This is a genomic window from Variovorax sp. JS1663 (assembly GCF_002157355.1).
Classification (GTDB): domain Bacteria; phylum Pseudomonadota; class Gammaproteobacteria; order Burkholderiales; family Burkholderiaceae_C; genus Variovorax.
In genome coordinates, this window is the sequence record NZ_LYMK01000023.1 from 70,450 (window position 1) to 96,633 (window position 26,184).

Sequence of the window (26,184 nt, forward strand, 5' to 3'; positions counted from 1 at the left end):
GCCCCACTGCGCCCGCGGGCGGTTCGGATCCGGGGATGGGCTAGCTGCCGGTGGACGCATAGCGCCGCACGCCCGCCTTCCACGCCACGAACGACAGCGCCAGGAACACGAAGCCCGCCAGCGGCGACACCCAGCCCCACCACGCCGGCGCGCCGAGCGGATCGGGGCGGCCCAGGATGGCCAGCCCCGGGTAGTAGGTCACGCAGGCCAGCGGCACCACGAAGGTCAGCAGGCGCCGGAACCAGCGCGCGTACAGCGCCAGCGGGAACTGCGCCGCCTCCACGCCGCCGTAGGTGAACACGTGCGCGATCTCCAGGCTTTCGACGGTCCAGAAGGACAGCGTGCCCTGCAGCACCAGGATGCCCAGGAACAGGGCGACGCCGCCGGCGATGGCCCACAGCAGCAGCGCCACGCTGCCGGGTGTCCAGGCGAGGCCCGTCGCTGCACCGGCATAAGCCAGCACGGTCGCGCCCTGCAACAGCCGGCCGAGGCGGCTGATGCGGACGTCGTGGGCCATGAGCTGCAGGGTCAGCGGGCGCGGACGCAGCAGCAGCCGGTCGAAGGTGCCGGTGCGCAGGAACTCCGTGCCCAGCACGTCGAAGCCGCGGCCCAGTGCGTCGGCGATGGCGAACATGATGTTCACCAGGCCGTAGAAGAGTGCCACCTCGCCGAGCTGCCAGCCCTGGACGCTGCCGAAGCGGTCGAACAGCGCCCAGATCGCCACGACCTCGACACCGGTGGCCAGCAGTTGCCCCAGCGTCAGCATCAGCGCCGAGGCCGGGTAGCGCAGCTGGCCGCCGAGCGAGGCCGCCACGAGGCGCATGAACAGCGGCAGCGTACCCATGGTCTCAGCCGCCCTGCACTTCCAGTCGCCGCAGCGTGCGCCCCATCGCTGCGCGGCCCGCGCCGACCAGCACCACGAGCCATGCCGCCTGCAGGCCCAGCGCGCCGAGCGCCTGCCACCCGGCGAACTGCCCGAAGTACAGGCGCGCCGGAATGTCGAGCAGGCCCGCCAGCGGCTGCACCAGCAGCAGCGTCTGCCACGACGGCGGCATCAGGGCCAGCGGCAGCAGGTTGCCCGAGAGCACGATCACCAGCGGCAGCGCCAGCGCGTTGACGCCGCGATCGTTGAGGGCAGCCATGGTCGCGACGTTGAGCAGCATGACCAGCGCGGCCGACAGCAGCAGGGCCAGCAGCGCCGAGACCGCGAAGGCCAGCGTGGCGGCCACGCCGGCTGGCGGCTGCCAGGCCCATTCGCGCCAGCCCAGCAGCGGCAGCGCCAGCGCGGCGAAGGCCAGCATGAGCGTCACGCGCGGCAGCACGCGCGCGGCGATCCAGCCGGTGGTGCGCACGTACCACAGCGCGTAGGCGTCGACGGGGCGCAGGCGGTCGTAGGCCACCGCGCCGGTGCGCACCGACTGCGCCACCTCGGGGTCGCCGGTCCAGGGCAGCAGCGCGAGCAGGCCCTGCGCCAGCCAGGTGTAGGTGATGGCGTCGGCCAGCGGCATCGGCACCGTGTCGGGCGCGCCGGCATAGAAGGCCGCCAGCACCATCACCTTGATGCCGCCCCACCAGCATTGCGTGGCGAAGCCCGCGAGCGCCGCGGCGCGGTACTGCAGCATCTGCAGGAAGCGCGAAGTGAAGGCGGCGGCGTAGGGGCGCAGCGCATTCATGATTCGGCCGCCCCGTGCATCGCATAGAAGCGGGCGATGACCTCCTCGATCGACAGCCCCTCCAGCCGGATGTCCTCCACCGCGTGCTCGGCCGCGAGGCGTGCGATCAGCGCAGGCGCCGCGATCTGCGCGGGGTCGAAGCCGAGGACCAGCGTGCGCCCTTCGCGCGCGTGCACGCTGACGCCCGGCAGCACCGGCGCGTCGGGCGCGTCGTGCCCGAAATCGACGACCAGCCGCCGCTGCGCGAGCACCTGCGCGCGCAGCGCGTCGACCGGGCAGTCGGCCAGCACGCGGCCATGGCCGATCACGATCACCCGATGGGCCAGGGCCTCGATGTCGTGCATGTCGTGCGTGGTCAGGAGGACCGTCGTGCCGCGCTCGCGGTTGGCGCGCAGCACGAACTCGCGCACCGCGAGCTTGGAAGGCGCATCGAGTCCGATGGTGGGTTCGTCGAGGAACAGGATCTCCGGCTCGTGCAGAAGCGCCGCCGCGATCTCGGCGCGCATGCGCTGCCCCAGCGAGAGCTGCCGCACCGGCTGCCCGAGCACCGCGTCCAGCCGCAGCAGCGCGACCAGCTCGTCGCGCGTGCGGCGGTAGCGCGCGGGGTCGACCCGGTAGATGTCGCGCAGCAGGTCGAAGCCCTCGCCGACCGGGAGGTCCCACCACAGCTGCGTGCGCTGGCCGAACACGACGCCGATGCGGCCGACGTGCCGCTCGCGATCCACGAAGGGATCGCGCCCGTCGACCTCCACCCTGCCCCCGTCGGCGCGCAGGATGCCCGCGAGGATCTTGATGGTGGTGGACTTGCCGGCTCCGTTCGGCCCGATGAAGCCCAGCAGTTCGCCGCGCTCCAGCGCGAAGGACACGCCCGACAGCGCCTCGACGGTGCGCGACCGGCGCTGCAGCAGGCCGCGCAGGGCGCCCAGCCACCCCGGGGCGCGTTCGGAGACGCGATAGGTCTTGACGAGGTCTTCGACGTGGATGTGGGGCATGGCGTGCGGCCGCACTGTCCCTTGCGAGGGCGGGCGGGGGCACGGATTCTAGGGGCGCCTTCGCGGCGCCCGCAGGCCCCGGGTCCTATTCGGCCCGAATGCCGTTGCGCAACACCCCGATCGCATCCACCTCCACTTCCACCACGTCCCCTGCCTTCATCCACACCGGCGGCTGGCGCTTGGCGCCCACGCCGCCCGGCGTCCCGGTCACGATCACGTCGCCGGGCGAAAGCGGCGTGAAGGCGGAGATGTGCGCGATCTGGCGCGGGATGCCGTGGATCAGCTTGTCGGTGGTGGTGCGCTGCATCTCTTCGCCGTTGAGGCGCGTGACCAGGGTCATGACCTGGTCGTCGGCGATCTCGTCGCGGGTCACCAGCCAGGGGCCGAAGCCGCCGGTGCGCCAGAAGTTCTTGCCGGCGGTCCACTGCGGCGTGGCGCTCTGCCAGTCGCGCAGGGTGGCGTCGTTGTAGCAGGCGTAGCCGGCGATGTGCTGCCAGGCATCGGCCTCGGCGATGCGGCGGCCGCCCTGGCCGATCACGATCGCGATCTCGCCCTCGTAGTCGAGCTTGCTCGATTCCGGCGGCAGCACGATGTCCTCGCCGTGCGCGAGCTGCGACTCGGCCACGCGCAGGAACAGGGTCGGCTGCTCGGTGATGGTGCGGCCTGTCTCGCGCACGTGCTCACCATAGTTCAGGCCCACGCAGACGATCTTGCCCGGGTTGGGGATCACCGGCAGCAGTTGCACCTCGGCCAGCGCGAGCGTTTCCTTCGCGCCGGCCGCGGCGCGCGCGGCCTCGGCCAGCATGTCGCCGGCGATCAGTGTCTTGAGGTCGGGGGCGCGCGTGCCGAACACGCCGCGCAGGTCGGCCACGCGGTCGCCGGCCAGGACGGCGCCGTAGCTGTCCTGGTCCTGGTAGCGGTAGCTGATGAGTTTCATGATGAAGTCGAATCCGTGTGGAAGAAGAAAGAGAAGAAGGAAGGAAGCCCCGCGCCGCTCAGTTCAGCCGGGCCCCGATGCGCGCCGCGCCCTCGGTCACCAGCCGGACCAGCTTGGCCGTGTCGACCACCGCGAGCCGCGAGGTCTCCAGCACCAGCGACAGAGCGGCCCAGGCGCTGCCGTCGCCCTTGAGGATGGGCGCGGCCACCGCGGTCAACTGCGGCTCCAGCTCGCCCTTCGAGAGGTAATGGCCCGTGCGCCGGATGGCGGCGTAGTACTTGCGGAAGTCGCTCCACTCGCCCGGCAGGCCCGCGCGCACCGCCTCCTCGCGCCGGGCCTCGAAGACCTTGCGCAGTTGCACCGGCGTGAAGCTCGCGAGCAGCACCTTGGGCGCGCCGCCCTGGAACAGCGGCCGGGGGCGGCCGCGGCCGTAGGCCAGCGTGGCGGGCCGGCTGCCCATCTCGCGGTGGGTGTCGAGCACCTGCATACCGAACAGGCCCGAGGTCACGCAGTCGAAGCCGGTCTGCTCGACCAGCTCGCGCATCACCGGGATGCCCTCGCGCAGCACCGGGTCGGCGCGGCGGATGTAGTGGTCCAGCAGGATGATGCGCGGCCCCAGCGCGTACTGCGAGTTCTCCACGCGCTGCAGCAGGCCGGCCTCCAGCAGGGTGCGCACGTAGCGGTAGCCGGTGGGCAGCGAGACCTCCAGCGCCGCCGCGATGTCCTCGGCCGTGCGTGCCAGGTGCTGGTCGTCGAACAGGTCGAGCACGGCGAGCATGCGTTCCAGGCTGGAGTTGGATTTTTCTTCGCTCACGCGATGTCCTCGGGGTCGGTCGTTCGTCGTCGTTCATGGCGCGGCAGGGACCCATTGCGAGATGCGTTCGAGTTCATCGGCCGTGCGCGCGACCCCGACGATATATCGGTCGGGGCGCAGCACGACCGCGTCGGCCCCGTGCGCATCCAGCCAGTCGGCGATGCAGGGCTCGGGCCGGTCGATCACGATCGCGCCGGCACGCTCCCAGCGTTCGTGCGTGGCGGGCGAGGCGCCGGCGATGGTGCCGTGGCGGCCGATGACGGCCACGCGGCGGCCCAGCAGCTCGTCCAGCAGGCGGCCGTCGGCCAGGCGCGGCTGCGGGAAGGGCCGGCCGGCCGGCGCGCCGCCTTGCGTGTCGAAGGCGCCGGCGCCCAGCGCCTGCGGCGGCAGTTCGAAGACCTCGGGCTCGCCGGCGCGGAACTTCGCGTCGCGCTCGGCGGCCAGCGCCGGGTCGGTGGTCTGGATGATGTTGCCCAGGCGCACCGCGAGCTCGATCAGCGCGCGCACGTGCGGCGCCCGCTCGCTCTCGTAGGTGTCGAGCAGCGTCCCGGGCGCGCGGCCGCGCAGCACCGCCTCCAGCTTCCACGCGAGGTTGGCGGCATCGCGGATGCCGGCGCACATGCCCTGGCCCAGGAAGGGCGGGGTCTGGTGGCAGGCATCGCCGGCCAGCAGCAGCCGGCCTCGGCGCCAGCCCTCGGCGATCACCGAGTGGAAGGTGTAGATGGCGGCGCGCTCCAGCGTCGCGTCCTCTGGCGTGACCCAGCGCCCGACCATGCGCCACAGGTTCTGCGGCGCGAGCAGCGCCTCGCGATCGTCGTCCGGCAGCACCATGATCTCCCAGCGCCGGCGCGCGCCGGTCACGTTGCAGTAGGTCATGGGCCGGGCCGGGTCGCAGTGCTGCACGGTGTGGGCGGGCAGGTCCGCCGGGCGCTTCAGCAGCACGTCGGACACCAGCCAGGGCTGGCGCAGGCCGAGGTCGTGCAGGGCGCTGCCCATGTGCGCGCGCACCGGGGAGCGTGCGCCGTCGGCGCCCACGAGGTAGCGGGCCTTGAAGTGCCGCTCGCAGCCTTCGTCCAGCGCCTGCACGGTGAGCGTGACCGCATCGCCATCCTGTTCGATGCCGGTCAGCGCATGGCGCAGCCGGACCTCCACGCCCGGAAAGCGCGCCAGCCCCTCGCGCAGCAGGCCTTCGAGCTCCGGCTGGTGGAAGTAGTAGTTGTTCGCGCAGCCGTGCGGCCCCAGGGCCGCAGTGCCGCCGCGGATCAGCATCGTCTCGCCGGCGGCATTGACGAAATGCATGCCCTGCGTGCCGGGCCGGGCGCGCGCGAGCACCGCCTCGCGCAGGCCGATGGACTGGAACACGCGCAGCACCTCACCGTCGAAATGGATCGCGCGCGGCAGCGGGTAGACGCCGGCTTCCTTCTCGATCACGAGCACCGAGAGCCCGGCCAGGCCCAGCAGGTTGGCCAGCGTTGCCCCCGTGGGGCCGAGGCCGGCGATCGCCACGTCGAAGACCCGGTTCTCATCCACGCTGGTCCTCCTCCATGCGCCGGGCCACGCCGGCCTGCCATTCGGCGCGGCTCATGAACTTCGGCAGGCGCTTCGCGATGGCCTCGGCCCGCGCGAGGATCTGCGCATCGGACAGCGAGAAGTCGATCGGCTCGCGCAGCGGCTGCTCGCAGTACCAGGGCGTGTCGACGAAGAGCTCAAGCCGATTGCCCTCCGGGTCGCGGCAGTAGATCGAGATCGCGTTGCCGTGCGTGACCGGCTGCACGTCCTGCGCGCCGTGCTCGACCAGGCGTACATGGAAGCGCCGCAGCGTCGCGATGTCCGGCACGCGAAACGAGATCTGGTTGATCGGGTTGAAGGCCAGCGTTTCCGGCCGCCCCGAGGCCAGCACGATCTGGTGGTGCTCCGCCGGGTCGCGGCTGAGGAACACGAGCTGAACCGCGCCCAGCTCGCCGGCATCGGTCTGCGTGAAGCGAAGGGCCTCCTTGTAGAAGCGCGCCATTCGCGGCAGATCGCGTACGTGGAAGCCGAAGTGGCTGAACTGCAGGCGCAGCGACGGCGGGGCTTCTTGGGGCAATGTGTTCATTGCTCAATGTCTCCAGTCGATAACAGATGACTGATTGTGGCAATTGCGATGTAAAAAAACAAGCAGATTATCGTATTTTGACAAACACACATTGTTTTCGTACGATGCGCCCGCCCCCATCACCCAAGGAGACATCGATGAAGCAAGCATTCGCGCGCCTGCGCCCGCTGCTGGCCCTGGGCGCCCTGGCCCTCGCCACGGCCGCCGCCCAGGCCCAGGACTATCCCGCCAGGCCCGTGAGGATCATTGCCCCCTTCCCCGCCGGCAGCGGCCCGGACGCCAACGCCCGCGAGATCGCGGCCGAGCTCACCCAGGTGCTGGGCCAGTCCTTCTTTGTCGAGAACCGCCCGGGGGCCTCGAACATCATCGGCACCGAGGCCGCGGCCAAGGCGCCGGCCGACGGCTACTCGCTCTACATCGGCACCACCAGCTCGCTGTCGGTGGTGCCACACCTCTACGCGAAGCTGCCCTTCAACGCCGAGCGCGACTTCGCGCCCATCAGCCTGATGGGGGTGCTCAACACCGGGCTGATCGCCACACCCTCGCTGCCCGCGAAGGACGCGCGCGCCCTCATCGCCGAGCTCAAGGCGAAGCCGGATTCGGTCACCGTCGCCACCGCCGGCATCGGCAGCTATTCGCATCTGTCGGGCGTGTGGTTCAACGAGGCCGCGGGCGTCAAGACCAACCTGGTCCCCTACAACAGCAACAGCCCCTACACCGACCTGATCGCCGGCCAGGTGCAGCTCATGTTCGACGGCCTGCCGGCCGCGGCCGGCAACATCCGCGCTGGCAAGCTCAAGTTGCTGGCCATCACCGGCAAGTCGCGCCATCCCAGCTTCCCGGAGGTGCCCACCTTCGCCGAGGCCGGCCTGCCCGAGTACGCGCCCATCGCCTGGCAGGGCCTGCTCGCGCCCGCGGGCACGCCGCAGCCCATCCTCGACAAGCTCAGCGCCGCGATGAAGAAGGCCTGCGAGTCGAAGGTCCTGGCGGAGAAGTGGCGCTCCTACGGCGGCGAACTGCGCTGCAATTCGCCGGCCGAGTTCAGCGCCTTCATCGAGACCGACCGCGCGATGTGGGGCAAGGTGATCCGGCAGGCGAAGGTCAAGCTTGACTGAGGGGCGGCGGCCAAGGATCGGGCCTGGTGTGATTCGGCCGGTCGGTCGAAGGCCCAGCTGGCGGTCTGGGTGATGGGTGGTGGCCGGCTACACCTTGCCGGCGCTCTCTCCGTGCAGTTGGATGATCAGGGCCCGCAGCCAGACATTCGCAGGATCCTTGTTGTAGCGTTCGTGCCAAAACAGATTGATCGTGATCTCGGGAAGCTTCGCGGGGTGGTGCACGTACGACAACCCGAAAGGTGTCACCAACGCTTGTGCGAGGCGTTCCGGGACGGTGGCCACCAGGTCGGAGTCATGCAGGATGTGGCCAACTGCGACGTAGTGCGGTACGGTCAGGACGATCTTGCGCGCAACCGCCTGACGCCGAAGGAGTTCATCGGCCTGGCCGTGGCCGGTGCCCTCGGAGATCACCATGACGTGCTCGGCGGCTGAAAACTCGTCAAGGGAAATCCTGCGTTTGTCGAGCGGATGCCCGCGTCGGAACATGCAAACGTATCGTTGCCTGAAAAGCCGACGCTGGAAGTAGCCCGCCTTCAGTTGCGGCAGCAGGCCGATCGCCAGATTGACGTGGCCTGCTTCCATCGCGTCCTGCAGGTTGACCGAGGTGTTGCGTACCGTGCTGAGCGAAACACCTGGCGCAACGTGCGCCAGTTCCTTCATCAGCCTGGGCAGGAAATAGATCTCGCCGATGTCGGTCATGCCCACGGTGAATGCGCGCTTCGACGTGGCCGGGTCGAAGGAGACACGCTGATTGATCGCTGCATGAATGACCTGAAGGGCACGCGCCGTCGGCTCGGCGAGTTGCTGCGCGAAAGGCGTCGGCTCCATGCCCTTCGGCGTTCGCAGGAACAAGGGGTCGTCGGTGAGCTTGCGAAGGCGCGCCAGCGCGTTGCTCACCCCGGGCTGCGACAGCCCAAGGCTGGTCGCCACTTTCGAGACGCGGCGGTCAATCAGCAATTGTTGGAACACAACCAGCAGGTTGAGGTCGATCTCATTGAGTTCCATCGCGTCCTCACATTCGCGAAATCAATGCTGTCTATCACTCATATTCTATTGAACGATGAACCCGCAACGAGGATCATTCGTTCACCCCACAACGCCGGTCCTGCGATGACACGGCACAGGAGACAAAGCGATGGACGACACAGCATCCGTCTTTCCCCAGAAGATCCACTGGGAAGACAAGGGTACGAGCCGCATACCCTTCATGGCCTACACCGAGGCCGAGCAACACCGGCGCGAGCTCGAGCGCCTGTTCTACAAGAGCCATTGGTGCTACGTTGGTCTGGAGGCCGAGATTCCCGAAGCTGGCGACTTCAAGCGCACGGTGGTCGGCGAAAGATCGGTGATCATGATTCGCGATGCCGAAGGCGCGATCAACGTTGTCGAGAACGTGTGCGCCCATCGCGGCATGCAGTTCTGCCGCGAGCGGCACGGCAACAAGAAGGCCGAAGGCTTCACCTGCCCCTATCACCAATGGAACTATTCGCTCGGCGGCGACCTGCAAGGCGTACCGTTCCGCCGTGGCGTCAAGCAGGACGGCAAGATCAACGGAGGCATGCCGCCAGACTTCAAGCCCGCGGAGCATGGCCTGAACAAGCTCAAGGTCGCCACGCGAGGCGGTGTGGTCTTTGCGTCGTTCGATCCCGATGTCGAATCGCTCGAGGACTTCATGGGCCCGGCGATCCTGGGCTACTTCGATCGCCTCTTCAACGGCCGCAAGCTCAAGATCCTCGGCTACAACCGCCAGCGCATTCCAGGCAACTGGAAGCTGATGCAGGAGAACATCAAGGACCCGTACCACCCCGGCCTGCTGCACACCTGGTTCGTCACCTTCGGCCTCTGGCGCGCCGACAACAAGTCGCAGCTGAAGATGGACGATCACCACCGGCACGCTGCCATGATCTCGACGCGCGGCACCAGCGGCAAGGCCGAGCAGGTGACGCAGGTGTCGAGCTTCAAGGAGAGCATGCAGCTCAACGACGGCCGCTTCCTGGACATCGTGCCCGAGCCCTGGTGGGAAGGCCCGACGGCGGTGATGATGACGCTGTTCCCGAGCGTGATCTTCCAGCAGCAAGTCAACAGTGTCTCCACGCGGCACATCCAGCCGAGCGGCCCTGGCGCCTTCGATTTCGTCTGGACCCATTTCGGCTTCGAGGACGATAGCGAGGAGATGACGCAGCGGCGCCTGCGCCAGGCGAACCTGTTCGGTCCCGCGGGCTTCGTCTCGGCCGACGATGGCGAGGTCATCGAGCTGTCGCAAAAGGGCTTCGAGCAGAAACCTTTCCACCGCACGCTGGCCGAGCTCGGCGGGCGCGAAGTCGGCGACACCGATCACATGGTGACCGAGACGCTGATACGTGGCATGTACGAATACTGGCGCAAGGTCATGGAGGCTTGAGATCATGGACTTCCAGGACTACTTCGAACTGAGTCAGCTCTACGCCAACTACGCCAGCGCCGTCAGCTCGGGCGATTGGGAAAAGTGGCCGGAGTTCTTCACCGACGACTGCACTTATCGCCTGCAGCCGCGCGAGAATTTCGAACGGGGCTTTCCGTTGGCCACCCTCTCCTTCGAGAGCAAGGGCATGCTCAGGGACCGCGTCTACGGCATTCGCGAGACACTGTTCCACGACCCGTACTACCAGCGTCACGTGGTGGGCGCGCCCGTCGTCAAGAAGGCCGAGTCCGATCGCTTCGAGTGCGAGGCCAACTACGCAGTGTTCCGCACCAAGCTCTCCGAGCTGTCGACGGTGTTCAACGTGGGCCGCTACATCGATGTCATCGTTCGCACCGAAGCGGGCCTCAAGTTCTCTTCGCGCCAAGTCATCTACGACAGCGAGATGATCCCCAACTCCATCATCTATCCGCTCTGAGGCCCGCCATGACCGTGTTGAACTGGACCGACGCCGCACCCGTCGACGACGTGCCCGCCGACGATGTCATCGGCATGATCGTCGGCGGAAAGGATCTCGCCTTGTACAGCGTGGAGGGGGAAATCTTCGCCACCGACAACATCTGCACGCATGGGCACGCGCGGCTGTGCGAAGGCTTTCTCGAAGGGCATGAGATCGAGTGCCCGTTGCACCAGGGCAAGTTCGACGTCCGCAATGGACAGCCCACCTGCGCACCCGTGACCGAAGCGATCCGGTCCTACCCGGTCAAGATCGAAGGCGGCCGCGTCTGGCTGGCCCTCGACTGACGCAACGCTCCCAAGGAGAACCCCATGACTGCTGAGCGACCGGAGGTCGCGGCCGCCGCATGCGCGGATGCCAGCCCGATCCAGAGCATCGTGATCGTCGGCGCCGGCCAGGCCGGCGGCTGGGCGGCGCAGACCCTGCGCACCGAGGGTTTCACGGGCCGGCTGGTGTTGATCGGTGATGAACCGCACCCGCCGCACGAGCGACCGCCATTGTCCAAGGCTGTGTTGTCCGGCGCGGCGCTGCCCGAGACCACCCGCTTGATGAAGCCCGAGGCCTTCGAGGCCCTGGGCCTGGACTGGCGACCCGGTGCCAAGGTGCACCGCATCGACCGCGCCACCAGGCAGGTGCTGCTGGCCGATGGCGATGCGTTGGCCTACGACAAGCTGATCCTGTGCACCGGGGGGCGCGCCCGGAGGCTCGCGCTGCCTGGCGTCGACCAGGTGCCGTTGCATACCCTGCGCACGATCGAAGACGCACAGGCGCTGGCACCGGCGCTGGGGTCTGGCCGCAGCGTGGTGGTGGTAGGCGGAGGCTGGATCGGCCTGGAGGTGGCCGCCACGGCGCGCCAGCAGGGCGCAGAGGTGGTCGTCGTGGAAACCCAGAGTCGCTTGTGCGAACGGACCGTGCCGGCCGAGATCTCGGAACTCCTGCTCACCCTGCACCGCGCGCAAGGGACCCGCGTGCTGCTGGGGGCCGGTGTCAGCGGCTTCGCGCCGGCCGCGGACGGCCGCTCGGATGTCCTGCTCGCCGACGGCAGCGCGCTGCGTTGCGACACCATCGTGCTGGGCATCGGCCTGGTGCCCAACGACGAACTGGCGCGCCAGGCGGACCTGGCCTGCGAGGGCGGCGTGCTCGTCGATGCCCAGTGCCGCACCTCGGACCCCGACATCCTGGCCGCGGGCGACGTCGCCGTGGCCCCCAACCCCTGGGCCGGCCGCCGGCTGCGGCTGGAGTCGTGGCAAAACGCGCAGGAGCAGGGCATCGCCGCGGCGCGCTCGGCCCTCGGCCACACGGTGGACTACCAGCCGCTGCCCTGGTTCTGGTCCGACCAGTTCGGCATGAACCTCCAGATCTACGGCATCCCGACCGCCGCGCACCGCGTGGTGCGGCGTGGCGACGAGGCCAGTGGCAGCTTTTTGCTCTTCTACATGGGTGGCGATTTGGTGCAGGCCGCCATCGGTCACAACGCAGCGCGCGACCTGCGCTTTGCCCGCCGGCTCATCGAGCAGCGCAAACCCGTCGATGCCGGGCGTCTGGCCGACCTGGCCACGCCGATGTCGAAGCTGTGACCAGGCGCTGACGGCAGCCCCCTTTCAAGAACCCCAAAGAGACAAACACCATGCGCCACATCGATGTCCACCAACTTGCGGACGATGCCCGCTTCAACCGCTTTCACGGCCTCGTGCTGTTCTGGTGCGCCCTGATCATCATCTTCGATGGCTACGACCTGGCCGTCGTGGGCATCGCGCTGCCCTCCATCATGAAAGACCTGGGCGTGGACCCGGCGCAAGCGGGGTTCATGGTCAGCTCGGCCCTGTTCGGCATGGCGTTCGGCGCCATCTTCCTGGGCACCTTGGCAGACCGCATCGGCCGGCGCTGGTCCATCGTCTTGTGCATCACCTTGTTCAGCGTGTTCACGGCAGCGGCCGGGCTCACCCGCGACCCCCTGCTGTTTGCCGCCTCGCGCTTCCTGGCCGGCCTGGGCATCGGCGGCGTCATGCCCAATGTGGTTGCCCACATGACCGAGTACGCGCCCAAAAAGGTGCGCGCCACGTTGGTCACGTTGATGTTCAGCGGTTACGCGGTGGGCGGCATTCTGGCGGCACTGCTTGGCAAAGGGTTGATCGAGAGCTATGGCTGGCAGTCGGTGTTCTTCGCGGCGGCCGCGCCCGTGCTGCTGATCCCCTTCATCCTGAGGTCACTGCCCGAATCCATGCCCTTCTTGCTGGCCAAAGGCCGTCACGAGGAACTCAAGCGCATCGCTGCGCGGGTCGATCCGAGCTACCAACCGAAGGACAGCGACCAGTTCACGGTGCCTGCACGGGACAAGGCCCACGGCGCTCCCACACGGCAATTGTTCGCCGAGGGCCGTGGCTTCAGCACCATCATGTTCTGGACCGCATTCTTCATGTGCCTGTTCATGGTCTACGCACTCAGTTCCTGGCTGACCAAGCTGATGGCTGCCGCCGGCTACAGCCTGGGCTCGGCGCTGACTTTCGTGCTGGTGCTCAACGTCGGCGCGATCGTCGGTGCAGTCGGTGGCGGTTGGCTGGCCGACCGCTTCCATATCAAGACCGTGCTGGCGTCCATGTACGCGCTGGCTGCGGTGTCCATCAGCCTGCTGGGGTTTGCCATGCCGCAGGAACTCCTGTTCGTTGTGGTGGGGCTGGCCGGCGCCTCGACCATCGGCACGCAGATCGTGGCCAACGCCTACACCGGTCAGTTCTACCCGATGGCGATCCGCTCCACCGGCCTGGGCTTTGCGCTGGGCATCGGCCGCGGCGGCGCGATCCTGGCGCCCATTGTGATCGGCGTGCTGGTCAGCCTGAAACTGCCGCTGCAACAGAACTTCTTCGCCATTGCCATACCCGGCGCCATCGGCATGTTGGCCGTGCTGCTGATCGACCACCGCAAGTCCGCGTCGGTGCAGCGCGCGGCGCGGCTGGCCACGACCTTGGAAACGAGCGCGTCGGCCGCACGCACCTTACCCACCAAAGCCTGATCTGCGCCGTGATTGGCGAGGCGGGCTTTCGCGTGGCGCAGGAAGACGCGCACAAGCTGGTCCATGGCTACGCCTGGACAGCGAACCGGCGCTTCCACGTGGGGCTGGCGGTGGCGAACCTCGCCTACCAGTTGCCGTGGATCCTGCGGAGCGTCGACGTGCTCGCCTGAAAAATCATCCATAGACCATCCATAAACCATCCATATACCATCCATATAGATGGTAGGATGGCCCATGCCCCGCAAAAGCAGCACCCTGGCCGCAGCCGCCAAGCCCTCGGACGAAAAGATCACGATCAACCTCGGTTGCGTGGATCTCGGCCAGATCGACCTGCTGGTGCAGGAGGGCTTCTATGCCAATCGCACCGACCTCATCCGCACCGCCATCCGCAACCAACTGGCGTCGCAGGTCGACGTGGTGCGCCAGGTCGTCGCACGCAAGCAGCTGGTGCTGGGCATTCAGCACTTCAGCGCGGAGGAACTGCGCGCCGTCCAGGCGGCCGGGCAGGTCCTGCAGATCCGGGTGCTCGGCCTCGCGGTGATCGCACCCGAGGTTGGCCCGGAGCTTGCGCTGGCCACCATCGAATCCATCACCTTGCTGGGCGCCCTGCATGCAAGCCCAGCCGTCAAAACGGCGCTCGCCGGGCGTATCCGCCCTCCTTGAAAGACCCCATGAACCCCGACTTCAAGCAACTCATGCTGCAGGCATCGCAGCTCACCCGCTCGGGCGATCTGCACGCGGCCACAGCGGCGATCCAGGCCGCGCTCCGCGGTGCCACGCAGGTGCCGACCCAGGCCGGGCAGCCGGACGACGTGATCGACGTGGAGGCGCGCGTGCTGCCGCCGTACGCGCCGACCTCCGAAGAAGGCGTGGCGGTGCCGCCGCGCGAGGCCGATGCCGCCGGCACCTTCATCACCGGCAGCTTTGCGGATGCCGGGGCCGGCCGTCGCGACTACAAGCTGTTCGTGCCCCCGCAGGCCGGCCAGGCCGCGCTGCCCCTGGTGGTGATGCTCCACGGGTGCACTCAAGGCCCGGACGACTTCGCCGCCGGCACCGCCATGAACGAGGCGGCCCTGGCGCAAGGCTTCTTCGTGCTGTACCCCGCCCAATCGCGGCAGGCCAATCCGCAGGGTTGCTGGAACTGGTTCAAGCACAGCCACCAGAAGCGCGGTCGCGGCGAGCCGGCGCTCCTGGCCGGCATGACGCGGGACGTGATGGCGCGCCATGCGATCGACCCCCGGCGTGTCTACGTGGCGGGGCTGTCGGCGGGTGGTGCCATGGCGGCCATCCTGGGCGAGGCCTATCCGGACCTGTATGCGGCGATCGGGGTCCACTCCGGGTTGGCGGCCGGCGCGGCCGTCGACCTTCCGGCGGCCCTGATGGCGATGCAAGGTGGCGGTGCCCCCCGTCAGAGTTCCGCGAGCGGCGTGCCGACCATCGTCTTCCATGGCGATGCGGACTCGACCGTGCACGCGAGCAACGGGGAGCAGGTGGTCGCGGCGAGCACCGGCGCCGGGGGCGCCGCGGAAGTCGAGCGGGTCACGGCGCCAGGCAGCCGCCATACCACGCGCAAGGTCCACCGCGCGCAGGACGGCAGGGTTCTGGCGGAACACTGGGTGGTCCATGGTGGCCCCCATGCGTGGTCGGGCGGCAGCGCCAAGGGCTCCTACACCGATCCCCGGGGGCCCGACGCCACGGCCGAGATGCTGCGCTTCTTCTTCGAGCATCCCCGCACCGCGACCCATTGATCGCTAGCGCGCTCCCAGCCGCAGGCGGGAGGACATCGTGGTCGGAATGTCGTGGACGTCTTCCAGCTGCCGCAGCACCAATCGATTCCGCTCGCGCGTCTGCGAGGCCACGCAATCCGCCGGCGTGACGACCTGCAGGTCGCGCATCACGGCCTCTGCCGCCGTCACCAGAATGCACTGGTCGCTCGCGACGCCCGTGAGCACCAGGCGGTCTGCCTCGAGATGATCGAGCAGCAGTTCGAGTGGAGTGCCGAAAAAGGCGGACTGCTTGGGCTTGAGCACGAAGAAGTCGTCCTCCTCGGGCATGAGCTGCAGCGCTACGTCGGCGCCGGGGCCTTCCGTCTCCAGGGCTTGCTTCACCAGGGCGCGAAAGTCGGAGCGCCATCGGCCGGCGTTGTCGTTGGCATAGATGACCGGCACGCCCGCCTTGCGGGCCCGCGCCTTCAGCCTCGCGATGCGGGGAGCGATCGCAGCGGCGCCGGGCAGCAGCTTGTCGGCGTCCACGAAGTCCCAGAAGCTGATCATGTCGACGATCAGCATCGCGGTCCGGCCGCTGGCCCGCTCGGCGGCCAGCCGCCCTGGGGGTGCGTTGGCACCCGCGCGCTTAGCTGCCGGGCGGCCCATCGTCGGGGGTGGGCGGCTTCGCGGGCGCGCCGCTTCTCTTGAGCACGCTCAGCTGCCCATCGCTCTCGAGGCGTGCGACCCGGATTTCCTCGAGCCGCTCGACACCCTGCTCGCGCAGCTTTCCCATCAGTTCGTCCGTCGAAATCATCTCGCGGCGCAGCGCCCTGTGGTTGAGCCGGCCGTGCCTGACGAGGACGACGGGCGTGGGCTCCAGCAGGCGCGAGACCGCCTCGACGCGGAAGCTCAGCCAGTCCAGCGCGAAGTTCCATGCGATCAGCGTGCCGAGCAGCACCAGCCCGTCGTTGATCGACTTGTACTCGCCTTGCATCGCGTTGCTGGATGCGTCCGCCACGAGCACGACGAAGAGCAGATCGGCCACGCCCATCGAACCGATGTCGCGGCGCAGGACGAATCGAAAGACGAGCAACAAGAACCAGTAGACCACCGTCCCCCGCAGCACCATTTGCCAGACGGGGTACTCGCGGGCAAAGACTTTCAGCAGGTCGTCCATGAATTCAATGAGCCCTTGGCTCTCGCCGGTCTCTCGCCGGTCCACAACCTGCCCAGTATGCGCTAGCCAAGGAAAAGGGCTGTAGTCCGGCGTGCCCGGCGTTTGTGATGGTTTGCCGTCGGGAAGGATCAGGCCCGTTCCATCGCCTGCGCCTCCTCCGCGATCCATTCATCGAAGGCGCGCACCCGTTCGGGCAAGGGCTGCTGGTCGCGCCAGGCCAGGTAGTAGGCGCCCATCGTCGGAATGCGCAGCGCGAAGGGCGCCACCAACCGGCCGGCGGCCAGGTCTTCGCGCACGAAGGCGTCGAGCGCCACCATCACGCCCAGCTGGTCGGCCGCCGCCTGGTAGGCCAGCGCCGCGTTCTCGAATTTCAGGCCGCCGTTGCCGTCGATCTGCGGCGCGCCGGCGGCGGCCAGCCAGGTAGGCCAGTCCTTGGGGCGGTTCATCGAGCACAGGAGCACGTGATGCGCCAAGTCCGCGGGCCGGGTCAGCGCGGGTCCGTTCGCCAGCAGGCCTGGCGCGCACACCGGCACCAGCGTCTCGCCGAACAGGCGCCGCAAGCCGGGGCCCGCGGGGGGTGTCGGCTCGGAATGGATGCTGACGTCCACCTCCTCGCGCGCGAAGTCGGCCCGCTCGTGCGAGGTGGTGATCTGCACGTCGATGCGCGGGTGCAGCGCATGGAAGCGCGCCAGCCGCGGCACCAGCCAGCGGATCGCGAAGGTGGGCGGCAGCTTGATGCGCAGCCGGCGCTCGTCCGGGCCGGCCTGCAGCTGGCGCGTGCCGTAGTCGATCTGGTCCAGCGCCGCGCGCGCGGTGTCGAAGTAGGCCTGCCCGGCGGCGGTGAGCCGGATGCCGTGCCGCGCCCGCTCGAACAGCGGCAGCCGCAGCCAGCCCTCCAGCGTGGCGACGTGGCGGCTCACCGCGCCCTGGGTGACGCACAGCTCCTCGGCCGCGCGCGTGAAGTTGCCCAGGCGGGCCGCGGCCTCGAAGGCACGCAGCGCGTTCAGGGGAGGCAGGCGACGGGCCATGGCAGAGGACTTTCAGACATGAGCTTTGCTCATGGGATGCATGCCCTAATTGTGATTGCCGCACAAGCAGCCCGTACTTAGCATCGTCCCCACTACAAGCACAGGAGACGAGCCCATGATGAAGAAAGTGCATGCCTGCCTGAGCGCCGTGCTGATCGCGCTGGCGGGTGCCGCGGCAGCGGAGCCGGGCTATCCCAGCCAGCCGATCAAGCTCATGGTCCCCTGGCCCGCGGGCGGCGGCGTCGACACCACGGCACGCATGATCTCCGAGCCGCTGGCGCAGAAGCTGGGCCAGCCCATCGTCATCGACAACCGCGGCGGCGCGGGCGGCAACATCGGCACCGAGCTGGCGGCGCGCGTCAAGCCCGACGGCTACAACCTGCTGATGGGCTCGATCAGCCCGAACGCGGTCAACCTCCACCTTTACACCAAGCTCGGCTTCGATCCCGTCAAGGACTTCGCGCCCATCGTGTACGTCTCGGCGGTGCCCAACATCCTGGTGGTGCCGGGCTCCTCGCCCTTCAAGTCGGTCAAGGACGTGATCGACGCGGCGAAGGCCAACCCGGGCAAGCTCAACTACGGATCGGGCGGCGTCGGCTCCTCGCAGCACCTGGCGGCGGTGCAGTTCATGTCGGCCGCGAAGATCGACATCGTGCACGTGCCGTACAAGGGCACCGCGCCGGCCGAGGCCGACCTGGCGGCGGGCCACATCTCGCTGATGCTGGACACCACCACCTGCCTGCCCTTCGTCGCCAGCGGCCGGATGCGCGCGCTGGCAGTGGCCTCCAGGAAGCGCAATCCCGCGCTGCCCGACGTGCCCACCTTCGACGAAGTGGGCCTCCCCGGCGTCTACGCCTCCTCCTGGTACGGGCTGATGGCGCCGGCCGGCACGCCGCGGCCCATCATCGACAAGCTGAACGCGCAGGCCAACGAGGTGCTGCAGTCGGCCGACCTCAAGCGCCGCATGGCCGAGTTCGGCGCCGAGATCGGCGGCGGCACGCCGGAGGAGTTCGGGCAGTTCATCGTGTCGGAAATCAAGCGCTACGAATCCATCGTCAAAGCTTCGGGTGCAAAACTGGACTAACCCCCAGGCTTCGCGCACTACGTGTCGCTTTCGCCAACCCCCTTCCAGGGGGCAACACCAGCGGCCCGGCAAAGCCGGTTCCGCGGTGTTCCCCGAGAAACGCACCCCATGACACCCGTCGCTCAAACACCCCGCACCCTGTTCGACAAGATCTGGGCGCAGCACGTCGTGATGCAGCGCGACGACGGCCAGAGCCTGCTCTACGTCGACCGCCACCTGGTGCAGGACGGCTCGGCGCCCGCCTTCCAGATGCTGCGCGCGCGCGGCCTGCCGGTGCGCCGCCCGGACCTGGCCTTCGCCACGCCGGACCACTACGTGCCCACCGGCTCGCGGGACCTCGGCCACATCGCCGACCCCGAGAAGCGCGCAATGGCACAGGCCCTGCAGGACGACAGCGCCGCCGCCGGCATCCGCTTCTTCGGCCTGGACGACGAGCGCCAGGGCATCGTGCACGTGGTCGGGCCGGAGCAGGGCCTGTCGCTGCCGGGCATGTTGATCGTCTGCGGCGACAGCCACACCTCCACGCACGGCGCGCTCGGCGCGCTGGCCTTCGGCATCGGCGCCTCGGAAGTGGCGCACGTGCTCGCCACCCAGACGCTGTGGCAGCGCAAGCCGCGCACGCTGCGGCTGACGGTCGACGGCCGGCTCGGGGCCGGCGTCGGCGCGAAGGACCTGATCCTGGCCGTGATCGGCCGCATCGGCGCGGCCGGCGCGACGGGTCACGCCATCGAGTACGCCGGCAAGGCGATCCGCGCGCTGTCGATGGAGGCGCGCATGACGGTGTGCAACATGTCCATCGAGGCCGGTGCGCGTGCCGGCATGATCGCGCCGGACGACACCACCTTCGCCTGGCTGGCCGGCCGCCCGCACGCCCCGCGTGGAGCCGACTGGGAGCGCGCCCTCGCGCGCTGGCGCGCGCTGCCCGGCGATGCCGGTGCCGTCTTCGATCGCGAGGTGCGGCTGCATGCGAACGACATCGCGCCCATGGTGACCTGGGGCACCAGCCCCGAGGACGTGCTGCCTATCTCCGGCCGCGTACCCGATCCGGCCGACGCGGCGGACCCGGAGAAGGCCGGGGCCATGCGGGGCGCGCTCGCCTACATGGGCCTGGCGCCCGGCCAGCCGCTGTCGGATGTCGCGGTGCAGCGCGTCTTCATCGGCTCCTGCACCAACGGCCGCATCGAGGACCTGCGCAGCGCCGCCGCGGTGGCGCGCGGGCGCCGCGTGGCCGCGGGCGTGGAGGCCTGGGTCGTGCCCGGCTCCGGCCTGGTCAAGCAGCAGGCCGAGGCGGAGGGGCTGGACGCCGTCTTCCGCGAGGCCGGCTTCCAGTGGCGCCATGCCGGCTGCTCCATGTGCCTGGGCACCAACGGTGACCAGGTCGCGCCGGGCCAGCGCTGCGCCTCCACTTCCAACCGCAACTTCGTCGGTCGCCAGGGCCCGGGCGCGCGCACCCATCTCATGAGCCCGGCCATGGCCGCGGCCGCCGCCGTGACCGGGCACCTCACCGACGTGCGCGAACTGATGCCGGCCTGAGGACCTCGACCATGGAAGCCTTCACCCTGCTCGATGCCGTGGCCGCGCCGCTGCCGCGCATCAACGTCGACACCGACCAGATCGTGCCGGCGCTCTACCTGCAGAAGCCGCGCTCGGCGGACTTCGGCGCCTTTCTTTTCCGCGACGTGCGGCATGACGCGCAGGGCCTGCGGCGGCCGGACTTTCCGATCAACGATGCCGCGTATGCCGATGCACGCATCCTGGTGGCGGGGCGCAACTTCGGCTGCGGCTCCTCGCGCGAGCATGCCGTGTGGGCGCTCGCCGATGGCGGCTTCCGCGCGGTGATCGCGCCGAGCTTCGGGGACATCTTCTTCTCCAACGCGCTGAAGAACGGGCTGCTGCCCGTGCGATTGGCGGAGCCGCTGGTCGACAGGCTGCTCGACACCCTGCAGCGCTTTCCAGGCACGCGCCTGTGCATCGACCTCGCCGCGCAGACCGTGACGGTGCCCGACGCCAGCACGGCCCGCTTCGAGATCGATGCCTTCGCGCGCCATTGCCTGCTCGAAGGGCTGGACGAGCTCGACTACACCCTGCGCCAGTCGGCGCGCATCGAGGCCTACGAGCGCGAGCGCGCCGGCCTTTCCCTCCCCTGAAAGAAGAGTGCTCCCATGAAGATTGCAGTGATGCCCGGCGACGGCATCGGTCCCGAGGTGACGGCCGAGGCCGTCCGCGTGTTGAAGGCCGTGCTCGGCCCGGCCCAGGCCATGGAACTGGCGCAGGCGCCGATCGGCCAGGCCGGCATCGACAGCGCGGGCGATCCGCTGCCCGAGGCCACCCTCGACATCGGCCGCCGCGCCGACGCCATCCTCTTCGGCTCCGCCGGCATGCCCGGCGACGAGGCCATCCCCTTCGCGATGCGGCCGGGCGCCAGCCTGCTGCGGCTGCGCCAGGCGCTGGGCCTGTTCGCCAACTTCCGGCCCGCCTTCCTGTTCCCCGAGCTGGTCGGCGCCTCCACCCTCAAGCCCGAGTTGGTCGAGGGCCTGGACCTGATGATCCTGCGCGAGCTCACCGGCGACGTCTACTTCGGCGAGCCGCGCGGCCACGGCACCAACGCGCGCGGCGAGCGCGAGGCCTTCAACACCATGCGCTATTCGGAGCCCGAGGTCGAGCGCATCGCGCATGTGGCCTTCCGCACCGCGCGGGCGCGCCGCCGCAGGCTGTGCTCGGTCGACAAGGCCAACGTGCTGGAGGTGATGCAGCTGTGGCGCGAGGTCGTCACGCGCGTGGGCGCCGAGTACCCGGACGTCGAGCTCACGCACCTGTTCGTCGACGCCGCGGCCATGCAGCTGATGCGCGCGCCGAAGCAGTTCGACGTGATCGTCACCGGCAACATCTTCGGCGACATCCTCTCCGACGCTGCGGCCATGCTGACCGGTTCCATCGGCATGCTGCCTTCGGCCTCGATGGCCGCCGGCACCAGGGGCCTGTACGAGCCGGTGCACGGCACCGCGCCCGACATCGCCGGCCGGAACCTCGCGAACCCGCTCGCGGCCATCCTGTCGATGGCGATGATGCTGCGCCATTCCTTCGGCCTGGCGGATGCGGCTGAACGCGTCGAGCGCTCGGTGCGCCGCGTGCTGGCCGATGGCCTGCGCACCGGCGACATCTTCCAGCCCGGCTGCGAGCGCGTGGGCACGCGCGAGATGGGCGAGGCGGTGGTAGCGGCGCTCCGCACCGTGTGATCGACGCGCGATCGATCACCGAAGGGGCAAGACTTTTCCTCAGTCCACGATGAAAAGCCTGGCGCCAACCTCTGTGGAGGAGCGGTGAGGTTCGACATCGTCGGCAACCTGGTAGCTCATGCCGGGGCGCAGCGTGAAGACGCGACCGTCTTGAAGCTCGATGTGAAGCTCGCCGTGCGTGCACAGAAGAATGTGCCCCTTGCTGCACCAGTGGGCCGCTCGATAGCCCGGCGTGTACTCGACCGTCCGGACGCGGATGTTGCCGAAGACTTGTGTGCGCCAGTAGGCGAGGCCGCGCTCGCCGTAGTGTTCAGTACGCTCGACATTCGACCAATCGGTCGTACCGAACGGAATGGCGCACATCTGCATGAACGATCCTTCGTCAGCGGCGTGGCATTTGACTTGAGCGTCCGTTCGAAAGAACGGTCCAGCAGCCTCGCCTGCGCTGCTTCAAGTCTTCACTTTGACGAGTGAAGCGGAAGCAATGTAGAAGATCGATCTGCGGCGCAACTCGGGTAGCGACCATCTGCAAGATTTGACGCAAGGATCCCGGTTTGTGTGTACCGATATGCGCAGGAGAACCCTTTGCAGGGTGAGAGGTACTTTTGACAGAGGCGAATCGCGGCGAGTGCGACGCTGCGCATGGATTGGTGGGTCGATTTGGTCGGGCGCCGGAGTGCGCTAGCGCGCCAGCATCCGCTGCAGCTCCCGGTAAGCGTGCGGATCCTCGCGCTCGAGCGCCTCGATCTCCATCCGAAGGCGTTCCAGCCGCGGCAGGCGGGCCTCGTCCTTGATGCGCGCCACGTCCTTCGCCAGGACCACGAACTCGGCCACGCGGCCGTCGCGCTTCGCCGCCGCGGGCAACTGCTCGACCAGTGCCGACACCGCGTCCATCATCCGCCCGATCTGGCGCCCGTAGCTGTGCTTCTGCAGCACGTCGCGCTCGATGTCGGGTGCCGACGAATTGAGGTTCGTCACGTTGACGACGTTGCCGAAGGACCAGCCGGGGTTGATCGGCTGCGTGAGCTTCTCCGGTGCCTGCAGGTTCCACTGCAGGGGCAGCCAGGGCCACCATGCCGGGCGTACCGCGCCCCAGTCCGCCGTGCTGCCGTTGCCGTCCGTTGCTGCCATGAAAGCTCCTGATGCGCGCCCGCCCATGGCGCGAGCCGCATCGTAGCCTCGCGCCGTATCATGCGCCACGAGGAGGCGCGCATGCCCGGCAAACAGGTGGCCCTCGCCAAGATCTCGCGGCCGCGGCTGCACGACGTGCTCGCGCGCACGCGGCTGTCCGCCCTGCTCGACAAGGCGGCGCGGCGCCCGGTGGTGTGGCTCTGCGCCCAGCCCGGCGCCGGCAAGACCACCCTGGTGGCCGGCCACCGCGAGGCCCGCAAGCGCGGCGGGATCTGGTACCAGGTCGATGCCGCCGATGCCGATCCCGCCTCCTTCGTCTACCACCTGCGCCTGGCCGCGGCCGCCGCCGGGGCTGGCGAGCGGCTGCCGCTGCTGACCCCCGAGTACCTGCCGGACCTGCGCGGCTTCGCGCGGCGCTTCTTCCGCGACCTGTACGCCGGCCTCGGCGCCGGCGCCGCGCTGGTGCTCGACAACTTCCAGGAGGTGCCCGAGGACGCCGGCTTCCACGCGATCGTGGCCGAGGGCATGGCCCAGGTGCCCGAGGGCACGAACGTCTTCGTGCTCAGCCGCGCCGAGCCGCCTGCGGCCTATGCCGCGCTGCTGGCGGACGATGCGCTGGCGCCGGTGGACGGCGAGGCGCTGCGCCTCACGCCGGCCGAGACGCGGGCCATCGCCCGCAAGCGCGGCGTGACGGACGAGGCGCGGGTCGATGCGCTGCAGCTGCGCTCGCACGGCTGGGCAGCCGGGCTCACGCTGCTGCTCGCGCGCACCCGGCAACCCGCCGGGGCGCAGGAGGAGGACGAGGCCGACTCGCTGCAGCACGTGTTCGGCTACTTCGCGCAGCGCGTGTTCGACGGCACCACGCCGGCGCACCAGCGTGCGCTGATGCAGCTGGCCTTCCTGCCGCTCATGACCGTGCCGCTGGCCGAACGGCTCACCGGCCTGCCGGAAGCCGGGCGCCTGCTCGACCATCACTACAAGCGCCACCTGTTCACCGACCGGCGCCGTGTCGCGCAGCCGGCGGCGGGCTACGTGTTCCAGTTCCACGCGCTGTTCCGCAGCTTCCTGCAGCACCAGGCGCGCGCGGCGTGGTCCGTCGGCGAGCTGCGCGAATGGACCGGCCGCGCCGCGCAGCTCATGGAGGCCGAGGGGCACTGGGAGCAGGCCTTTGCGCTCTTCGGGGAGGCCGGCGATGGGGCCGCCTGCGCGCGGCTGGCCGGCGCGCATGCCGAGGGCCTTCTGGAGCAGGGCCGGCGCCAGACCCTGCTCGACTGGCTGGGCCGCATCCCGCCGCCGGTGCGCGAGCGCGATCCCTGGCTCGGCTACTGGGAAGGCCGTGCGCTGATGGCCATCGCGCCCGACCGCGCCCTGCAGATCCTGCAGGCGCGCCACCAGCGCTTCGCGGAGGCCGCGGACGCCGTCGGCCAGCTCGCCTGCGGCGCCGCGGTGGTGCAGACGCTGTGGCATGCGCGCCTGGGCTGGTCGGAGATCACGCCCTGGGTCGACCGCCTCGAGCCGCTGATGCGCGGCGAGCCGGCCTTTCCCACGCGCAGCGTCGAGCTGATGAGCCTGTCGGCCCTGCATGCCGCGCTCGCCTTCTGCCGGCCGGCGCATCCGGCCGTGCGCGCCCTGGGGCCGCGGCTGCTCGCGCTGGTGGACGATGCGGCGATCGACTGGAACCAGCGCCTGGTCACCGCCACCCACCTGATCACCTACTTCCACAACGCGGCCGAGGACGAGCTCGCGCTGCAACTCATCGGCAAGACCGACGCGGCCGTCGAGTGCCTGCCGGCCAGCGCGCTCAACCGCGCCTTCTGGTTCGTCTTCCGCGCCATTCACGACCTGCGGCAGGCCGACTTCGACGCCTCCGCCATGCGCTTCGAGCGCGCCGAGGACCTGGCGCGCGAGGAGGGCCTGCCGCACGCCGAGTTCGCCGCGATGCAGTTCCATGCCTACCTCGACCTGACCTTCCGCCGCGCGGCCGAGGCGCAGGCGCGCATCGCGCGCATGGAAGTCCACCCGGCCCGCGGCACGCGCGATGCCGAGATGAACTTCTTCGTCGCCCGCACCATGCTGGCGCAGCTGCGGGGCGAGACGCAGGCGGCGCTGGAATACGCGCACCGCGGGCTGGAGGCGGTGGAGCGCGTGGGCGCTGCCTACTTCCTGGCCGTGTTCCCGGCGCTCTTCGCCAGCGCGCTGGCCGACGGCGGCGAGGCCGCGCAGGCGCTGGCGATCGTCGAGCGCTCGCGCAGCCTGTCGCGCGGCAGCTACCTGGAGGCGATGGAGGCCCAACTGCTGCTGGAAGAGGCCTACGTCGCCCACGTGCAGGGCGACGCCGCCGGCACCCTGGCCAAGCTCGCCGAGGGCTTCGCCCTGGCCGCCGCCGACCACACGCGGGCCGCCTACGCGCACCGCGCCGTCACGCGCAAGCCGGTGCTGCTGCACCTGGCGCTGGCGGCCGGCATCGAGACCGATCTGGTGCGGCGGCTGATCCGGCGCTGGCGCATCGCGCCGCCGGCGGAAGAGCTGGCGCGGTGGCCCTGGCCGGTGCGGGTGCGCACGCTGGGCGGCTTCGAGCTCCTGGTCGAGGACAACCCGGTCGAATTCGGCCGCAAGGCGCCGCGCAAGACCCTGGCGCTGCTCAAGGCCATCGTCGCGCGCGGCGGCAGCGCGCCCGAGGGCGTGCTGGTCGACACCTTCTGGCCCGACGAGACCGGCGACGCCGCCGCGCGCTCGCTGGCCGCGGCCGTGCGCCGCCTGCGCGGACTGCTCGGAACGGACGACGCGGTGATCCAGCAGGGCGGCCAGCTCTCGCTCGACCGGGCGCAGGTGTGGGTCGACGCCTGGGCCTTCGAGCGCGCCCTGGCGGCGGCGCGCGCCGCCCCGCCGGGCGACGGCGCGGCCCTGGGCGAGGCGCTGGCGCTCTACCGCGGCGCCTTCCTGGCCGAGGAGGAAGGCGAGAGCTGGCCCGTTCCCATGCGCGAGCGGCTGCGCGGCAAGTTCATCCAGGCGGTGGCCGACCATGCGAACGCGCTGGAGCATGCCCAGCGCCACGAGGAGGCCGTCGCCTGCTACCTGCGCGGGCTGGAGGCCGACGACGTGGTCGAGCCCTTCTACCAGGGCCTGATGCGCTGCTACCACCGGCTCGACCGGCTGCCCGAGGCGGTCAGCGCTTACCGCCGGCTGAAGCAGACGCTGTCGGTCACGCTGAGCCTGCCGCCCTCGGCTGGGACCGAGAAGCTGTACCGGACGCTGCGGCTGGAATAGAAGA

General features: G+C 69.5%; 27 protein-coding genes. 14 read left to right on the plus strand and 13 right to left on the minus strand.

The features are described 5' to 3' along the window. Positions 1–40 precede the first annotated feature (40 nt). The 7 genes from A8M77_RS19595 to A8M77_RS19625 form a co-directional block, all read right to left on the minus strand. A complete protein-coding gene (locus A8M77_RS19595) occupies positions 41–844 on the minus strand; it encodes an ABC transporter permease (RefSeq protein ID WP_086923181.1) in 804 nt (267 codons plus the stop codon). Between the two features lie 4 nt (positions 845–848). Then, positions 849–1,673: an ABC transporter permease gene (locus A8M77_RS19600; protein ID WP_086923182.1), complete on the minus strand. Its 825-nt coding sequence runs from the start codon at positions 1,671–1,673 to the stop codon at positions 849–851. Then, positions 1,670–2,665 (minus strand): ABC transporter ATP-binding protein, encoded by a 996-nt coding sequence (locus tag A8M77_RS19605; protein ID WP_086923183.1) that lies wholly within the window; start codon positions 2,663–2,665, stop codon positions 1,670–1,672. Before A8M77_RS19605 ends, A8M77_RS19600 begins: the two co-directional genes overlap by 4 nt. Before the next feature lie 85 nt (positions 2,666–2,750). Beyond that, complete coding sequence (locus A8M77_RS19610; protein WP_086923184.1) at positions 2,751–3,602, minus strand: fumarylacetoacetate hydrolase family protein; 852 nt, start codon at positions 3,600–3,602, stop codon at positions 2,751–2,753. A 58-nt stretch (positions 3,603–3,660) separates the two neighbouring features. Beyond that, positions 3,661–4,416, minus strand: coding sequence for an IclR family transcriptional regulator (locus A8M77_RS19615; RefSeq protein ID WP_238136889.1), 756 nt, complete (start codon positions 4,414–4,416; stop codon positions 3,661–3,663). 33 nt (positions 4,417–4,449) lie between these two features. Next, positions 4,450–5,946 carry a bifunctional 3-(3-hydroxy-phenyl)propionate/3-hydroxycinnamic acid hydroxylase MhpA gene (gene mhpA, locus A8M77_RS19620; RefSeq protein ID WP_086923185.1) on the minus strand — a complete coding sequence of 499 codons (1,497 nt, stop codon included), beginning with the start codon at positions 5,944–5,946 and terminating at the stop codon, positions 4,450–4,452. After that, the gene (locus A8M77_RS19625; RefSeq protein WP_086923186.1) at positions 5,939–6,511 is read right to left on the minus strand and encodes a VOC family protein; all 573 of its coding nucleotides are present in this window, start codon (positions 6,509–6,511) and stop codon (positions 5,939–5,941) included. Before A8M77_RS19625 ends, mhpA begins: the two co-directional genes overlap by 8 nt. A 137-nt stretch (positions 6,512–6,648) precedes the next feature. Between A8M77_RS19625 and A8M77_RS19630 the strand changes: the two genes are divergently transcribed. Next, positions 6,649–7,626: a Bug family tripartite tricarboxylate transporter substrate binding protein gene (locus A8M77_RS19630; RefSeq protein ID WP_086923187.1), complete on the plus strand. Its 978-nt coding sequence runs from the start codon at positions 6,649–6,651 to the stop codon at positions 7,624–7,626. Between the two features lie 87 nt (positions 7,627–7,713). Here A8M77_RS19630 and A8M77_RS19635 read toward each other — a convergent pair whose 3' ends face one another. Further along, the gene (locus A8M77_RS19635; RefSeq protein WP_086923188.1) at positions 7,714–8,631 is read right to left on the minus strand and encodes a LysR family transcriptional regulator; all 918 of its coding nucleotides are present in this window, start codon (positions 8,629–8,631) and stop codon (positions 7,714–7,716) included. A gap of 130 nt (positions 8,632–8,761) precedes the next feature. On the opposite strand from A8M77_RS19635, the gene A8M77_RS19640 reads away from it, so the two are divergent. The 8 genes from A8M77_RS19640 (at position 8,762) to A8M77_RS19670 (ending at position 15,299) form a co-directional block, all read left to right on the plus strand. Then, positions 8,762–10,027, plus strand: coding sequence for an aromatic ring-hydroxylating dioxygenase subunit alpha (locus A8M77_RS19640; protein WP_086923189.1), 1,266 nt, complete (start codon positions 8,762–8,764; stop codon positions 10,025–10,027). A 4-nt stretch (positions 10,028–10,031) separates the two neighbouring features. Beyond that, complete coding sequence (locus tag A8M77_RS19645) at positions 10,032–10,502, plus strand: aromatic-ring-hydroxylating dioxygenase subunit beta (RefSeq protein WP_086923190.1); 471 nt, start codon at positions 10,032–10,034, stop codon at positions 10,500–10,502. Positions 10,503–10,510: 8 nt separating this feature from the next. Then, complete coding sequence (locus A8M77_RS19650; RefSeq protein ID WP_086923191.1) at positions 10,511–10,828, plus strand: non-heme iron oxygenase ferredoxin subunit; 318 nt, start codon at positions 10,511–10,513, stop codon at positions 10,826–10,828. 24 nt (positions 10,829–10,852) lie between these two features. Beyond that, on the plus strand, positions 10,853–12,118 hold the full coding sequence (locus tag A8M77_RS19655; protein ID WP_086923192.1) for an NAD(P)/FAD-dependent oxidoreductase: 1,266 nt from the start codon (positions 10,853–10,855) through the stop codon (positions 12,116–12,118). Positions 12,119–12,168: 50 nt separating this feature from the next. Further along, positions 12,169–13,551, plus strand: coding sequence for an MFS transporter (locus A8M77_RS19660; protein ID WP_086923193.1), 1,383 nt, complete (start codon positions 12,169–12,171; stop codon positions 13,549–13,551). A gap of 8 nt (positions 13,552–13,559) precedes the next feature. Then, a complete protein-coding gene (locus A8M77_RS36115) occupies positions 13,560–13,721 on the plus strand; it encodes a hypothetical protein (protein WP_158100953.1) in 162 nt (53 codons plus the stop codon). Between the two features lie 64 nt (positions 13,722–13,785). Continuing rightward, positions 13,786–14,214, plus strand: coding sequence for a CopG family transcriptional regulator (locus A8M77_RS19665; protein ID WP_086923194.1), 429 nt, complete (start codon positions 13,786–13,788; stop codon positions 14,212–14,214). 8 nt (positions 14,215–14,222) lie between these two features. Further along, on the plus strand, positions 14,223–15,299 hold the full coding sequence (locus tag A8M77_RS19670; RefSeq protein WP_086923195.1) for an extracellular catalytic domain type 1 short-chain-length polyhydroxyalkanoate depolymerase: 1,077 nt from the start codon (positions 14,223–14,225) through the stop codon (positions 15,297–15,299). A 3-nt stretch (positions 15,300–15,302) separates the two neighbouring features. On the opposite strand, the gene A8M77_RS19675 is transcribed toward A8M77_RS19670, so the two are convergent. The 3 genes from A8M77_RS19675 to gcvA all read right to left on the minus strand — a co-directional run bounded on the left by A8M77_RS19675 (position 15,303) and on the right by gcvA (position 17,462). Further along, positions 15,303–15,839, minus strand: a complete 537-nt coding sequence (locus A8M77_RS19675; RefSeq protein ID WP_238136890.1) for an isochorismatase family cysteine hydrolase — start codon at positions 15,837–15,839, stop codon at positions 15,303–15,305. Between the two features lie 64 nt (positions 15,840–15,903). Further along, positions 15,904–16,434 carry a DUF421 domain-containing protein gene (locus A8M77_RS19680; RefSeq protein WP_086923197.1) on the minus strand — a complete coding sequence of 177 codons (531 nt, stop codon included), beginning with the start codon at positions 16,432–16,434 and terminating at the stop codon, positions 15,904–15,906. Positions 16,435–16,562: 128 nt separating this feature from the next. Then, positions 16,563–17,462, minus strand: coding sequence for a transcriptional regulator GcvA (gene gcvA / locus A8M77_RS19685; protein ID WP_086923198.1), 900 nt, complete (start codon positions 17,460–17,462; stop codon positions 16,563–16,565). Between the two features lie 115 nt (positions 17,463–17,577). On the opposite strand from gcvA, the gene A8M77_RS19690 reads away from it, so the two are divergent. The 4 genes from A8M77_RS19690 to leuB all read left to right on the plus strand — a co-directional run bounded on the left by A8M77_RS19690 (position 17,578) and on the right by leuB (position 21,782). Beyond that, positions 17,578–18,546 (plus strand): Bug family tripartite tricarboxylate transporter substrate binding protein, encoded by a 969-nt coding sequence (locus A8M77_RS19690; RefSeq protein ID WP_086923199.1) that lies wholly within the window; start codon positions 17,578–17,580, stop codon positions 18,544–18,546. A gap of 108 nt (positions 18,547–18,654) precedes the next feature. Further along, positions 18,655–20,079, plus strand: a complete 1,425-nt coding sequence (gene leuC / locus A8M77_RS19695) for a 3-isopropylmalate dehydratase large subunit (protein WP_086923200.1) — start codon at positions 18,655–18,657, stop codon at positions 20,077–20,079. An 11-nt stretch (positions 20,080–20,090) separates the two neighbouring features. After that, positions 20,091–20,693, plus strand: coding sequence for a 3-isopropylmalate dehydratase small subunit (gene leuD, locus A8M77_RS19700; RefSeq protein WP_086923201.1), 603 nt, complete (start codon positions 20,091–20,093; stop codon positions 20,691–20,693). 15 nt (positions 20,694–20,708) lie between these two features. Beyond that, positions 20,709–21,782 carry a 3-isopropylmalate dehydrogenase gene (gene leuB / locus A8M77_RS19705; protein WP_086923202.1) on the plus strand — a complete coding sequence of 358 codons (1,074 nt, stop codon included), beginning with the start codon at positions 20,709–20,711 and terminating at the stop codon, positions 21,780–21,782. A gap of 39 nt (positions 21,783–21,821) precedes the next feature. Here leuB and A8M77_RS19710 read toward each other — a convergent pair whose 3' ends face one another. Both A8M77_RS19710 and A8M77_RS19715 read right to left on the minus strand, forming a co-directional pair. Further along, positions 21,822–22,151 carry a DHCW motif cupin fold protein gene (locus A8M77_RS19710; protein WP_086923203.1) on the minus strand — a complete coding sequence of 110 codons (330 nt, stop codon included), beginning with the start codon at positions 22,149–22,151 and terminating at the stop codon, positions 21,822–21,824. A 312-nt stretch (positions 22,152–22,463) separates the two neighbouring features. Beyond that, positions 22,464–22,913 (minus strand): hypothetical protein, encoded by a 450-nt coding sequence (locus tag A8M77_RS19715; protein WP_086923204.1) that lies wholly within the window; start codon positions 22,911–22,913, stop codon positions 22,464–22,466. A gap of 81 nt (positions 22,914–22,994) precedes the next feature. On the opposite strand from A8M77_RS19715, the gene A8M77_RS19720 reads away from it, so the two are divergent. Further along, a complete protein-coding gene (locus tag A8M77_RS19720; RefSeq protein ID WP_143694662.1) occupies positions 22,995–26,180 on the plus strand; it encodes a BTAD domain-containing putative transcriptional regulator in 3,186 nt (1,061 codons plus the stop codon). Positions 26,181–26,184 lie beyond the last annotated feature (4 nt).

Coding starts and splice junctions, on each gene's coding strand:
- A8M77_RS19595 (WP_086923181.1), bottom strand. CDS start 844: ATGGGTACGCTGCCGCTGTTCATGCGCCTCGTGGCGGCCTCGCTCGGC.
- A8M77_RS19675 (WP_238136890.1), bottom strand. CDS start 15,839: ATGCTGATCGTCGACATGATCAGCTTCTGGGACTTCGTGGACGCCGAC.
- A8M77_RS19715 (WP_086923204.1), bottom strand. CDS start 22,913: ATGGCAGCAACGGACGGCAACGGCAGCACGGCGGACTGGGGCGCGGTA.
- A8M77_RS19630 (WP_086923187.1), top strand. CDS start 6,649: ATGAAGCAAGCATTCGCGCGCCTGCGCCCGCTGCTGGCCCTGGGCGCC.
- A8M77_RS19650 (WP_086923191.1), top strand. CDS start 10,511: ATGACCGTGTTGAACTGGACCGACGCCGCACCCGTCGACGACGTGCCC.
- leuD (WP_086923201.1), top strand. CDS start 20,091: ATGGAAGCCTTCACCCTGCTCGATGCCGTGGCCGCGCCGCTGCCGCGC.
- gcvA (WP_086923198.1), bottom strand. CDS start 17,462: ATGGCCCGTCGCCTGCCTCCCCTGAACGCGCTGCGTGCCTTCGAGGCC.
- A8M77_RS19660 (WP_086923193.1), top strand. CDS start 12,169: ATGCGCCACATCGATGTCCACCAACTTGCGGACGATGCCCGCTTCAAC.
- A8M77_RS19710 (WP_086923203.1), bottom strand. CDS start 22,151: ATGCAGATGTGCGCCATTCCGTTCGGTACGACCGATTGGTCGAATGTC.
- A8M77_RS19670 (WP_086923195.1), top strand. CDS start 14,223: ATGAACCCCGACTTCAAGCAACTCATGCTGCAGGCATCGCAGCTCACC.
- A8M77_RS19655 (WP_086923192.1), top strand. CDS start 10,853: ATGACTGCTGAGCGACCGGAGGTCGCGGCCGCCGCATGCGCGGATGCC.
- A8M77_RS19690 (WP_086923199.1), top strand. CDS start 17,578: ATGATGAAGAAAGTGCATGCCTGCCTGAGCGCCGTGCTGATCGCGCTG.
- A8M77_RS19640 (WP_086923189.1), top strand. CDS start 8,762: ATGGACGACACAGCATCCGTCTTTCCCCAGAAGATCCACTGGGAAGAC.
- A8M77_RS19610 (WP_086923184.1), bottom strand. CDS start 3,602: ATGAAACTCATCAGCTACCGCTACCAGGACCAGGACAGCTACGGCGCC.
- A8M77_RS19645 (WP_086923190.1), top strand. CDS start 10,032: ATGGACTTCCAGGACTACTTCGAACTGAGTCAGCTCTACGCCAACTAC.
- A8M77_RS19665 (WP_086923194.1), top strand. CDS start 13,786: ATGCCCCGCAAAAGCAGCACCCTGGCCGCAGCCGCCAAGCCCTCGGAC.
- leuC (WP_086923200.1), top strand. CDS start 18,655: ATGACACCCGTCGCTCAAACACCCCGCACCCTGTTCGACAAGATCTGG.
- A8M77_RS19600 (WP_086923182.1), bottom strand. CDS start 1,673: ATGAATGCGCTGCGCCCCTACGCCGCCGCCTTCACTTCGCGCTTCCTG.
- A8M77_RS19635 (WP_086923188.1), bottom strand. CDS start 8,631: ATGGAACTCAATGAGATCGACCTCAACCTGCTGGTTGTGTTCCAACAA.
- A8M77_RS19625 (WP_086923186.1), bottom strand. CDS start 6,511: ATGAACACATTGCCCCAAGAAGCCCCGCCGTCGCTGCGCCTGCAGTTC.
- leuB (WP_086923202.1), top strand. CDS start 20,709: ATGAAGATTGCAGTGATGCCCGGCGACGGCATCGGTCCCGAGGTGACG.
- A8M77_RS19720 (WP_143694662.1), top strand. CDS start 22,995: ATGCCCGGCAAACAGGTGGCCCTCGCCAAGATCTCGCGGCCGCGGCTG.
- A8M77_RS19605 (WP_086923183.1), bottom strand. CDS start 2,665: ATGCCCCACATCCACGTCGAAGACCTCGTCAAGACCTATCGCGTCTCC.
- A8M77_RS19680 (WP_086923197.1), bottom strand. CDS start 16,434: ATGGACGACCTGCTGAAAGTCTTTGCCCGCGAGTACCCCGTCTGGCAA.